The 12,010-nt window shown below is 57.4% G+C and carries 11 protein-coding genes; 2 read left to right on the top strand and 9 right to left on the bottom strand.

Annotated elements, in window-relative coordinates:
• Together KP806_RS22770 and KP806_RS22765 are read left to right on the top strand one after the other, a co-directional pair.
• On the top strand, positions 1–210 hold a 210-nt coding region (locus tag KP806_RS22770; protein ID WP_224726049.1), incomplete at its 5' end, for a hypothetical protein.
• 191 nt (positions 211–401) lie between these two features.
• On the top strand, positions 402–557 hold the full coding sequence (locus KP806_RS22765; RefSeq protein ID WP_224726048.1) for a hypothetical protein: 156 nt from the start codon (positions 402–404) through the stop codon (positions 555–557).
• Positions 558–619: 62 nt separating this feature from the next.
• Here KP806_RS22765 and KP806_RS22760 read toward each other — a convergent pair whose 3' ends face one another.
• From KP806_RS22760 to KP806_RS22720, 9 genes are all read right to left on the bottom strand, one after another.
• Positions 620–1,702, bottom strand: a complete 1,083-nt coding sequence (locus KP806_RS22760) for a flavin-containing monooxygenase (protein WP_224726055.1) — start codon at positions 1,700–1,702, stop codon at positions 620–622.
• Between the two features lie 22 nt (positions 1,703–1,724).
• Entirely contained in the window at positions 1,725–4,469 is a 2,745-nt protein-coding gene (locus KP806_RS22755; protein WP_224726047.1) for a type I polyketide synthase, read from the bottom strand.
• 11 nt (positions 4,470–4,480) lie between these two features.
• Positions 4,481–6,232, bottom strand: a complete 1,752-nt coding sequence (locus KP806_RS22750) for a fatty acyl-AMP ligase (protein WP_224726046.1) — start codon at positions 6,230–6,232, stop codon at positions 4,481–4,483.
• Positions 6,233–6,244: 12 nt separating this feature from the next.
• The gene (locus KP806_RS22745) at positions 6,245–6,550 is read right to left on the bottom strand and encodes a phosphopantetheine-binding protein (protein ID WP_224726045.1); all 306 of its coding nucleotides are present in this window, start codon (positions 6,548–6,550) and stop codon (positions 6,245–6,247) included.
• 25 nt (positions 6,551–6,575) lie between these two features.
• Complete coding sequence (locus tag KP806_RS22740; protein ID WP_224726044.1) at positions 6,576–7,739, bottom strand: cysteine desulfurase family protein; 1,164 nt, start codon at positions 7,737–7,739, stop codon at positions 6,576–6,578.
• 3 nt (positions 7,740–7,742) lie between these two features.
• Positions 7,743–8,102: an iron-sulfur cluster assembly scaffold protein gene (locus KP806_RS22735; protein WP_224726043.1), complete on the bottom strand. Its 360-nt coding sequence runs from the start codon at positions 8,100–8,102 to the stop codon at positions 7,743–7,745.
• 31 nt (positions 8,103–8,133) lie between these two features.
• A complete protein-coding gene (locus KP806_RS22730; RefSeq protein WP_224726042.1) occupies positions 8,134–9,312 on the bottom strand; it encodes a LuxE/PaaK family acyltransferase in 1,179 nt (392 codons plus the stop codon).
• A 13-nt stretch (positions 9,313–9,325) separates the two neighbouring features.
• Positions 9,326–10,933 carry an MFS transporter gene (locus tag KP806_RS22725; protein ID WP_224726041.1) on the bottom strand — a complete coding sequence of 536 codons (1,608 nt, stop codon included), beginning with the start codon at positions 10,931–10,933 and terminating at the stop codon, positions 9,326–9,328.
• 180 nt (positions 10,934–11,113) lie between these two features.
• The gene (locus KP806_RS22720; RefSeq protein ID WP_224726040.1) at positions 11,114–11,797 is read right to left on the bottom strand and encodes a carboxymuconolactone decarboxylase family protein; all 684 of its coding nucleotides are present in this window, start codon (positions 11,795–11,797) and stop codon (positions 11,114–11,116) included.
• Positions 11,798–12,010 lie beyond the last annotated feature (213 nt).

Here is a 12,010-nt window from a genome sequence, read left to right as displayed (position 1 = left end):
CACATTCTGCTGCATTTCCTGCAGCAGAATGAGCCAAAAGCTGGGCTGACTAGCGATCTGCTGCACTTTCTGCAGCAGATCTACATCGCCGATTCGCGCCCATATGGGCGATTTCCGCCGTGCACGGCCTTTACTTCTGCACTTCCTGCAACAGAACTGCGGAAAAGTGCTCCTGCTCAGCATTCTACTGCACTATCTGCAGCCGAATAATGCCCCCGCCGGAAGATACGGAGGCTGGAAATCAGTTACCCGCAAGTCAGCAGCAATTATAGCGAAATTGTCCAGCTTGTGACTGCGCATTTATGTCTAGACACACTGTGCAGCGGGAAAGCCAAGAAATTATACGCACTTGAATAAATCCGCGATGAAATTCACATACTTGCCGAGAAGGAGTGAGTCATGTGAACGACAAAAACAAGCCTTACCGCCCCGACATCACCAACTACGATTTCGTCTGGGGAAGCGATCAGGATGAGTATGTGAAAGAGGAAAACCCGCAAGCCGCTTCTTCCGTGCAGGAGCAAGCCGAGGAACGGGAACAGCTGGACGACGAATAAACGCAAAAAGGGCCGGTGCATGCCTGAAGCATGCATCGGCCCTGTCTATTTTACTCCACCAATTACAACGGTCTGGCAACAGAGCTCTGCCGCTGCAAGGAAATTTTCGGCTCGTGCTGCCGGACGATTTGACTTATGTATTTCGCGTCGCGGTGCACCCAGCCGATCAAAGCCGAGCCTCTGCATGATTGCCAGGGCAGCCCGACAAAATACAGACCGCGCACCGGGCTTACTCCGCGATCATGAACAGGCGTCCCGCCAGTGCCGAAAGCATCCGGAATGTCAATCCAGCTGTAGTCCGGCTTAAAACCCGTTGCCCAGACGACGGCGTCGACCTCGATATCGGCTCCGCCCTCCAAAAGCAGCCTGCGTTCCTTCGCCCCAATCGTCCGCGGCAGCAAATCAACCTCGCCCCGGTCGATCGCCTCCTTCAGCTCGTAGCCGTACAGAGGATCTTTTTTCGCCGCCAGTTTTTTGCCAATCCGGCTGTCCGGACCTTTCCGCAGCAAACCGATCCGCTCATACCACCAGAACAGGCTTCTACCCAAGAAGCGGTAAGGCATGTAATTGATCGCATGGGAGGCCGACAAATAAACCTTTTTCTTCGCCGACAGCTCCAGCGCGATTTGAGCGCCCGAATTACCGGCACCTACGACGAGAACACGTTCGCCCGGCAGCTGCTCCGGATTTTTATAGTCCGCCGTATGGAGCTGGGTCACCGCCGAGCCAAGCGCGCTGCCAAACTCCGGGCAATACGGGCGCTGGAACGGTCCGGTCGACACGATGACCTGTCTCGCTTCGAGCTCTCCTTTACTGGTGGCGATCCAGAACCTGCCATCTCGGGCAGTCAGTGACGTCACATCCGTTAGCAGCTGAACGGGCAGCGCATACTTGCTCTGGTACTCCGCCAAATAATCGGCGATTTCGTCCTTATGCGGGTAGCCCCAGCGCTTCCCCTTCATAGGCAATCCCGGCAGCGCGCTGTACCTGCGGGGCGTGAACAGCCGGAGCGAATCGTACCGGCTTCTCCAGCTTTCGCCGATAAAGCTCCCCTTGTCGAGCAGCAGAAAATCCCGATTCGCCCGCTGCAGCTCGTAACCGGCGGCCAAGCCGGCCTGGCCGGCGCCGATCACTACAATATCCACGCTTAACAAAAGCGATTCCTCCCTAACAGAAACATTGAAAAGAGTGCGGCTGTGTCTGCTCCATCTGCTTCCAGCAGGATGGATGGTGCCAGGCGTACACAGGCAGCAGATGCGTCCGGCCCTTGCCGGAACCGGAATAAGGCTCCGCAAGAAAGCCTGACAAGTAACATTCGCCCGCCGCCGCCAGCAGCGCTTTCCTTGTCCGGCCGATTCCGGAAGCGTCATGCCCGGACGGCCCCCGGCCCCGCACCTGGCGATCGGTGTCCATGTTTGCGGGCGAGCGGGCTCCGATGCGGATCCGTATTCGGGCATCGCCTCGTGCAAACGTTTGATCAATTGCGCCGACTAATTTGCCGCTAGTTATACCGGCAGTTTTACCGGCAATTTCGCCTGCAGATTCACCGGCAATTTTGCCTACAGATTCACCAACAGTTCCACCTGCAGTTCCACCAGCGAATTCACCTGCAAATTCACCGGCAATTCCACCTGCAGTTCCACCAGCGAATTCACCTGCAGTTCCACCAGCGAATTCACCTGCACATTCATCGGCAATTCCACCGGCAGATTCGCCACCTGCTTCGCCCGGCGCTGCATCCCCGTCCAGAACCAGCAGCCTTACTGCCTTCTCCAGTGTAATTGTACCATTGATCACGTCTGCCGCAATCGCCCCCGTACCTTCTCCCTCGGCATGCGCAGGCTTGATTCCCCATTCACGCAGCTGCTGTGCGAAGGCGTACTGCCAGGCAAACGTTTGAACGGCAGGACGGCGAGCTTCATCCTCCCGGCCGGAGATGCCCTGCATCCGGGCAAGCAAACTAACGATATGCAGCGATTGCTGAAAAACCGGGAATTCAAGCAGCTCTTCTTCCTCGACTTGTCCGGCGGCCTCACCGGTAAAATAAAACACGCACTCCGGATCCCCGGATGCGGCAGACCCCGCTTTCACACCTTCGAGCTCTTCCCCCGCCAAAAACGCTGCCAGTCCTTCGGCAAGCTCCCCGAAAGAGGAAGCGGAAATCGCCAAACGCTGAACATGATGCTGACGGCCGTTCCACAAGCCGGCGCAAATGCCGCTTAAGCTAAGCCCATACCGCCTCTCGGCTCCGTCCCGGATAAAAGACAAATACCGTTCCGCCAGCCGGGTAAGCCCTTCCTTCGTACGGGCGGATAACGCGAACAGCTCCGGCCGGCCGCCCAAGGCCGCCGCCTGTGCTCCATCGACCCGCACCGGACCCGGCCCAAGCACCGTATGAACATTAGTGCCTCCGAAGCCGAACGAGCTGACGCCTGCGAACGCCCCTTCCGGCAGCCTCTCGCATTGAAGCGGCACCCGCACCACGAACTCCTCGTGAGGAATTTCACCGTTCCAGCTGTTAAAATGCAAATTCGGCGGGATCACCCCATGCTTCAGCACCAAAGCCGTCTTGATCAGCCCGGCAATGCCGGCCGCCGATTCCAGATGGCCGATATTCGTTTTGGCAGCGCCCAGAAACAGCGGTTCAGCCTGCGTTCTTCCAGCAGACAAGACGCTGCCCAGCGCCTTCACCTCAATCGGATCGCCCAAAAAAGTTCCCGTGCCGTGGCATTCTACATAACGAACACTAGCCGCCGAAATGCCGGCGCTCCGGTAAGCCGAACGGAGCAGCGCTTCCTGCGCGCTTTGATTCGGCGCGGTCAGTCCGTTGCTCCGGCCGTCCTGATTCAAGGCGCCGCCATGGATTACCGCATAGATGTCGTCGCCGTCTGCGACTGCCTTGGACATAGGCTTAAGGATGACGATCCCGCAGCCTTCGCCCCTTACATAGCCGTCCGCCGACGCATCGAACGTTTTGCAGCGGTCGTTCGCCGCCAGCATGCCGGCATTAGCAAGGCCCGTCGTAATTCCGTCCGACAGGATCAGATTGACGCCGCCGGCAACCGCATGGATCGAGTCTCCCGACCAGATGCTCTGGCAGGCCATATGCACCGCTGCAAGCGACGAAGAGCAGGCGGTATCGACCGCGACGCTAGGCCCGTGCAAATTGTATAGATAGGAGACCCGGTTCGCCGCAATGCACAAGGCATTCCCCGTTATCGAGTAAATGTGCGGCTCTTCCGCGAGCAGGTCTTCCCTGCCGTAATCGTTGCCCGATATGCCGATGAATACTCCGCCGGCCGTGTTCGCCCATTCTGCAGGAGGTATGCCCGCATCCTCGAATGCTTCCCATACCACCTCGAGCAGCATGCGGTGCTGGGGGTCCATACGGATCGCTTCCCGGTAGGACAGGTTAAAAAACGGATAATCAAAGCCGTCGATTCCTTCGATATAGCCGCCCTCGCGCCGGACCGTTTGCTTCACCAGCTTCAGCCGGTCCGCCGGATAGGCGCCCGCCGCATCCTTCCCGCCGGCAAGCAGCTCCCAATATTCGTTAAGACCCGGCGCTCCCGGAAATCGGCAGCCCATGCCGACGATCGCGATCGGCTCACGCTTCATGCTCCCGCCATGCAGGCCCTTTTCCTTCGTACCGGCCGTCTCTTTCGGACTCCCCGATTCAAGTGCCGAGGCCAGCTCATGGATAGTCGCGAACTCCCAGAACAGTGTCGGTGAGACGGTCCGCTGAAGCCGCTGCCCCAGCTCGCCGGAGAGCATCATAATTTTAGCGGAATCAAGCCCCAAGCTGTTGAACGGCATATGAATGTCGACCTCGCGCCCATCCATCCGGAGCAGCTCCGCTATTTCCGAGGTCAGCCATTCCCGGATCAGGCCGGATTCCTTCGTTCTGTTCATGTCCGCTCCCCTCACCATATTAGTAGTAATTGCTCTTCGTACATGCTTTTGGTCAACCGCCTCTGGATTTTGCCGCTGGACGTCTTCGGTATCGTACCGGTCTTGATCAGCACAACGTCGTCCAGCATAAGCTCATGCGCCTCGGCCACCGCCGTACGCGCAGCCGCAAGCACCTCTTTACGGAGCAGAGCCAGATCGTCCTGCCGCTTCGTGCGCTGCCGATGCTCCCGGTTCAGCTCCGCCACGGCCACAACGATTTCCCGATCGTCCTTGACGGTCTGGAACACGGCGATATACTCGTTACGTATGGCCGGATGGCTGCTCTGGATCGTAAGCTCGAGATCCTGCGGGTAATGGTTGCGGCCGGCGACGATAAGCACATCCTTGATCCGGCCCGTCACGAACAGCTCGGATTGGCGGATAAAGCCCAAATCCCCCGTGCGCAGAAACGTTCTTCCCTCAGGCGAATCCGCTGCCGGCACCGCTCCGAAATCCTCCTCCGAAGCCTCGGGATTGCGCCAATAGCCTTGAGCGACACTCGGACCGCTGACCCATATTTCCCCGACCTCCATCTCTCCGCACGGGATATGCGTTTGCGGATCGACGATGATCGTGCGCTGCTCCGGAACGATGATCCCGCAGGCGACCATCGGTCTCGCCCCGGGAGCTCCGGCAGCCGTCTCGACCGCCTTGTTTTGTTCCAGCTGGTCGGACTTCAGCCAGATTGCCGTGTACGGCTCCTCTTTCTTGCAGCCGGAGACGTAAAGCGTCCCTTCCGCCAAACCGTAGGATGGGGCCAGGCTGTTCGCCCTGAAGCCGTACGGAGCAAAGGTGTCCACAAACTTCCGCAGCGTCTCTTCCCTGACCGGCTCGGCGCCGTTAAAGGCAAGCTCCCATGAACTAAGATCGATATCTCCGTCCGTTTCGGGGTTAAATTTGCTCACGCACAGCTCATAAGCAAAGTTTGGCGCACCGCTGTAAGTGGCGCCGTACTTCGTGATCGCCTTCAGCCAGCGGATCGGCTTCTGAATGAAATTGACCGGCGACATAAACGCGAGCTCGCACCCGAGCATAAGCGACATCAGCAATTGTCCGATCAGTCCCATGTCATGGTAAGCCGGCAGCCAGTTCACGATTTTCGTTTGCGGCGACAGCCGGAAATACTTGGCAATCAGCCCCATATTGTGCAGAAGATTGCCGTGGGTGACCATCACCCCCTTCGGATTGCCCGTCGAGCCCGACGTATATTGCAGAAACGCGAGCTGTCCGCCCGAGCACGGCTCGCAGGCGTAATGGCCGGCGGCCTTCAGCCGGTCTACCGCTATCAGACGCAGCGTGGTAATCCGCGAGGTCTGGTCCAGCTGGCCCGCGATATCCGCCATCATCTGTCCCGTCGTTAACGCAACCGTCGTTCCCGAGCTGTGGATGATGCTGTCCAGTCTCGGGGTCGGGCGCCGGAAATGCGGCGGGTACGCCGGTATCGCGATCACTCCTGCATAGAGGCAGCCCATAAAGCCGGCAATAAAATCGAGCCCCGGCGGGAAAAGCAGCAGCGCGGTTTCCGGTTTCTGCTCGAGCCCCTTGAGCTCCGCCGCGGCGCTCATCGCCCTCCTGTTCAGCTCCGCCGCGGTAATCGAGACCTCCTCGTCCTCCCCGTCCGTCAGGTACGTGTACAGCTTAAGCTCCGGCTGCACGACGGCTCTGTACTGCAATAAATCGACCAAATTGGTAAACATTCTGTTTTGCATCAATTCCACGCTCATTCGTTATTCACCCTACCCCGCGTAACGTTCGGCCAGCAGCTCGGCCACATATGCCGCCAATGTATGGACGGATGCAAAATGCGGCCTCAGCTGATGAAGCTTCGTCCTGTCGATTTTGACGCCGAAGCATTCCTGAATGCCGCCGGCGATATAGAAGGCGTCAACGGATTCCAGCCCGAGCCCCTCGCCGAACAGCGGCGCGTCGTGGCCGATATCCTCCGGCGTTACGCCGTGAAGCTGCAAATTTCCGATGAGGACGTTCACCTTCAAAATTTGTATAATTTCCGCTTTCGAAAAAACGTTAGATTGCGTTTGCATGACCATGCTCCTTCCGATTAATCGATCAAACCGGCATCAGACGGCAGAAATGCTCCATCGCCTGCTCCATCGCTTCCAGAAATCCGACGATATCCGACCGTTTCGTATATTTCCCCATGCTGATCCGGACGGAGGATTGAATTTCCGCATCCTGAAGTCCGATGGCCTTCAGCACGCCGGACAGCTTCTTCTCCCGGTTGGAGCTGCAAGCCGAACCTACCGACAGCGCGATACCGAAGCGGTGATCCAAATAAGCCGCCAGCGCTTCGCCCCGGATATGCGGAATTTGAATATTCATCGTACCCGCCAAGGTCCGGGAAGCATCCCTCCCGCCGTTCTGCTTGATTTGCGGCGACAAGGCGGTCAGTCCGGCGGCAAGCAGCCGCTTGAATTCGTCCAGCCTCAGCGCCGTTTCCTCCATTTCCTCGCGGGCAAGCCGGCAGGCTTCGCCGAGACCGACGAGCGCAAGCACGTTTTCCGTTCCGCTGCGCAGCCCGGATTCCTGGCCGCCCCCGTGTACGAGCGGCTCAAGGGCGCGGCCCTCTTTCAAGTAGAGGCCGCCGATTCCTTTCGGCCCGTAAAATTTGTGGGCCGAGAAGGAGAGCGCGTCAACCCCGAGCTCCTGTACGTCCACATTTATTTTACCGACCGCCTGCACCGCGTCCGTGTGCATGAAGACGCCGCTTGCGCGGGCGATCCGGGCGATGTCCCGGATGGGCTGAAGCGTGCCGAGCTCGTTATTCGCCAGCATGATGCTGATCAGCTTCGTTTCGGGCCTCAACGCCTCGGCCACCGCTTCGGCGGACAGGAAGCCGTCGCCGTCGACCGGAAGCCAGGTGACGGACGCCTCCCACTCCCGCATGGCGTAACGAATCGCCTCCTGAACCGAAGGATGCTCGATTGACGAAGTAATAATATGCGGCCGCCTCCCCTTCCATTGCGAGAGCCAGCCTTTAATCGCCCAGTTATTGCTTTCGCTGCCTCCGGAGGTGAAGATAAGCTCCGATTGCCCGCAGTTCAGCAGATCCGCGGCATGCGACCTTGCCTGCCGCACCGATTGCTTGGCCGTTTTCCCGGCCCGGTGGGTGCTGGACGGATTTCCGTATTCGGACAGATGCTCCATCATTGCAGCAGCCACGGCGGGATCGATCGGCGTTGTCGCGTTATAATCGAAATACCGGCCGTCCATTGTCTACACCTCTTTAACCGTACCCAATGATTGGAACAGCTCGGACAAAATGTCCAGGCAATGCATCTGATTCGGCTCCAGCTCGCCCAGCATCGCTTCCATATCCTCGGATGAGGTTTTCCTTATTTCGCTTACCGACTTGCCTATGGCAAATTCGCTGAACACGCTGACCGTCGCGATCGAGGTCGCGCAGCCGTACGCTTTGTATTTCATATCGGCAATCCGGCCGTCCTTGAATGCCACGCCGAGATGAATCGTATCCCCGCAGATCGGGTTCCCGATACTGATCCGCTCGTCCGGATGCTCAAGCTCCCCGATATTGCGGGGATTCATAAAATGCTCGGCAATAATGTCGTTGTACATGTTCTCTCCATCCTTCTCCCTACGCGGCGGACTAGCCGATCGGGCATTGAGTTACTCTCGCTTCTTTATCCGACATATATTTTTCCAGATTGATCGCACAGCAGCCCACCTCGGCCCCTTTGATCCGGTACATATAATTGACGGTTTGCCCGTGCCGGCCGCATGCGCACGGCTCCTTATCGAGATAGACCAGATCCTCGGTCATAATAAAGCCGGGATAAGCGAGCGACGACGGATCGTACACCGCCAGCCGTCCCGGCTCGCCGGGCTCGACCTCGCGCTCCGGATCGTCAAGGTCCCGTATCGAAAAATACACCCAAGGCGGGACGTGCTTCGCATGCTCCCCGCATTCGACGGCCATGAAATTCGTCTCCACAAGCCCGAACATATCGCGGACCTGATCCTCCCTTACGCCGAATACCTCCGCGGTTGCCTTATAAAATTCGAACCGGTCGATCTCCCGCCCCGTAAAGCTCTTCCAGCCTCCAAGCGTAATGATGCGGGTCTGGCGGTCCAGCAGCACCTTCGTTTCGCGCTCGGCCGCGGCGGCTGCGAGCCGCTCGACGAGAAACGGGGGACCGATAATATGGCGGGTATGGACATGCTTCCATTTCTCCAGCTGGTCCAGCACCTCGCCGGGATCGAAGGAGGAGTCGTGCACAAAAAATTTGCTTGAATCCAGAAGCCCGGAGAACATATTGATCAGCTTCACAAGCCCCATCTCTGGCATATCTTCCGCGGACGGCGCGAGGAAAACGGCTCCGCCTCCGAAGAAGCCGAACATTTCGCGGAACATCGCGTAGATGCTGTGCACGCTTCGGGTCAGCGACTGCTCGTCGCGCCGGGAAATGCTCGGAATCCCGCTTGTGCCGGTGCTCCGCAGCTCATGCTGCAGCTCGGTTATCGGCATCGTCAGCAGCAGGTGGGCGTTGACGTCTTTAAATTTCGAGATTTCAATCAGCGGAATACGAGCAACGTCGCGCAGCTCGCGGATATCGTCCGGCGCCACCTGTTTCTCGCCGCAAACCTTCCGGTACAATTCATTGTGCTTGTAATGATAAGCAAAGCTTTCTTGGATCAGTTGAAGCTTGATTTCGTTTTGCGCGCCCGGTTCAAGCCGGAATACCGGTTTCGCGGACGCGATGATCATGCCTACCGGATCAAGCCCAAGCTCGGACCCGGATTTCAGAATCGTGGAATAAGTCGACATAATAGCCTCCTAATCAGGAATGAATCGGATTGCTTCCGGACGCTTCCCGCTTCCTCTTGCGCAGCAGCAGCAGAGACAGCATGAACAACACCGAGAGGACGGCGCCTCCCAGGTATGCGTTGCGTATGCCGAGCGCCTCGTACCGCATCCGTTCGGATTCGTAGATCCGCTGCATCGTCCCGGCTTCTCCGGCACCTGCCTCTTGAATGGCAGCCGCATCTCCGCCCGCCGGCTTCCCAAGCTCCCCTCCGGCCTCCTTCATTTCTTGCAGAAACGAGGCTTTAGCCGTCTCGGAAACCTCCGCTTGGTCCAGCTTTTGCACCACGTCCCGCTCAAGAGCGGGCGCATTGATGTTCATCGAGGTCATCGTGATCGAAATAAAAATAACGACGCCGAGCGCGCCCCCCAAATTTCGGAACATCGCGAAAATGCCCGAGGCGGTCGCCAGCTTATCCAGCGGAACCGTCGATGTGCTGAGGGTCAGGCTGGCGATCGCGATCGTCCCGATGCCGATTCCCGCTCCCGTCAGCAGGAGGACCAGCCATACGGTCGGCGTATCGCTGCGGAGCAGGCCGAAGGCGGAAAAGCCGGCTATAGCGAGCAAATAACCGATGAACAGCGGCCGGCGGCTGCCGAACCTGTCGATTAATTTGCCGATGAAGGGTGCTGCTACAAGTAATGTTGCGGACATTGGCGTCAAAATGAGAGAAGCCTTAAGCGTGGTAAAATGTTTGATCTGAGTCAAATAAAGCGGAGAAATAATCATCGTACCCATTAGCAGGATGCCTCCAAGCATGTTGGAAAGCACTCCCGTAACATAATTTTTGTCCTGGAAAATGCCGAGCTCGATCAACGGCTCGCGGGCGGTTCGCTGCCTCCAGACAAAAAAACAGAGAAGAATGAGGGCGGCAGCGGCCTCGGCTGCCGTCGCTCCGGTCATCCTGCCGTTATCCTGCGCCTGCAGCAGAGCATGGATCAGACCGAACAGACCCGCGCTCAGCAGCAGCGTTCCGGCCATATCGAGCCGTCCGCGGGTCCGACGGTCGGCGTGCGCCCGCAGTGAAATCCGGGTCAGAAGACCGGCGGCCAATATAATCGGCACATTAATATAAAATACCGAACGCCAGCCGAAGCTTTCGGTCAGAACGCCGCCGAGGCCCGGACCGGCCGCGATCGCGAGGGCGCCGACGGCGCTCCAGATGCCCATCGCAGCGCCTGCCTTTTCCTGCGGCACAACCGTCCGGACAAGCGTCATGCTGGCGGGAATCGCCATCGCTCCGCCGATTCCCTGCAGCACCCTGCCGGCCAGCATCGTTGCCACGTTTGGCGCCATTGCACACATTAGCGAGCTGGCCATAAACAGCAACAGCCCGCATTCATATATCTTCTTCTTGCCCGCCAAATCCGCAATCTTCCCCATGAACACGAGCAAAATCGCCACCGACATCGTATAAGCGTTAATAATCCAGGAAGCCGTGCTGAGCGTAATCCCGAATTGCTCCACCATGCTCGGCAGCGCAATGTTGACGACCGTGCTGTCCAGGAAAATGACGAACAAGCCTAAACTGATTACAAAAACCTGCCTCATCCCCGCCGAGGGGGATGGTTGTCGCGCTGTCAAAGGTTGCATCCGGCACCCGCTTTCCGTTACATGGGCTTAAGCACCCTTTATCTGTTCCGCCGCTTACGGGCGAAATTCGCCACCACGAGCACGCAGCAGCATACGAGAACGCAGCCCAGAACGATTGCCAGCGTCGTATTCATAATCAATATCCCTCCTCTGCCCTAAGCGTTAATTGCCTTATCGGCTCGGCGCCGCCTCGAAATCATACGCGTTCAAGGCGTTAATTCCGTGTGTCAGCACGTATCCGGCGTTCGCGACCCCTCCTACGAGCAGCCCTTCGACAAGCTCTTCCTGTGTCCCGCCGAGCTGCTTGAACTTCTTCGTATGGACCTCGATGCTGTAAGCGCAGCCGTTGACGTGGGAGATGACAACTGCAATCAGCTCCTTCGTCTTGCTGTCGATCGCGCCGGAAGCCATTGCCGAAGCCTGAAATTGACCGAATGCCTCGAACGCCTCAGGTTTCATGTCCTCCACCAGCTCCATCAGCTCCAGGTTATCCAGCCTGTACAGCTCGCCGTCCGCTTTCTCATGGAACGAATTCCAGGAATTCACGCTGTGGTAAAGCACCGTTTCCGCGTTGACGGCGCCGGCAACCAGGATCGCTTCGACGATCTCCTCCGGAGAGCCTTCCAGCTTCTTGAACTTTCCGGTATGGACGTCGATGCAATAAGGACAGCCGGTAACATGGGTGACGGCTACTGCGATCAGCTCTTTCGTACGGGAAGAAATGGCTTTCTCGCTGAACGCTTCTCCCATAAACTGAAAAAACGCCTTGGACCCTTCAGGCACCAGCTTCGATAACTCCGGCACCCGGGCCAAGTTTTTACGATCGTACAAGGAGCTTGAATGATTTGTACTCATTACCACATTCCTCCATTTCTTCTACTTTCATTCGTTATGATATCAAAGCAAAATTTGGCTGTCAATATGTTTTATATCTAACTATCCGAATAGGAAAAAACCTCTTATTTCAAGGAATGTAAGCATTCCCTTAAACATAAGAGGTTAAATACTTAAACAATAAGTTTTCGTAAATAATTAGATATATAACTATTAACTTAAAATAAACAGCAG

The sequence above is a fragment of the Paenibacillus vietnamensis genome (genome assembly GCF_020169515.1).
Lineage (GTDB): Bacteria > Bacillota > Bacilli > Paenibacillales > Paenibacillaceae > Pristimantibacillus > Pristimantibacillus vietnamensis.
The sequence above is the reverse complement of the archived record's forward strand: the minus strand, read 5'-3'. Positions and strand labels throughout refer to the sequence as shown.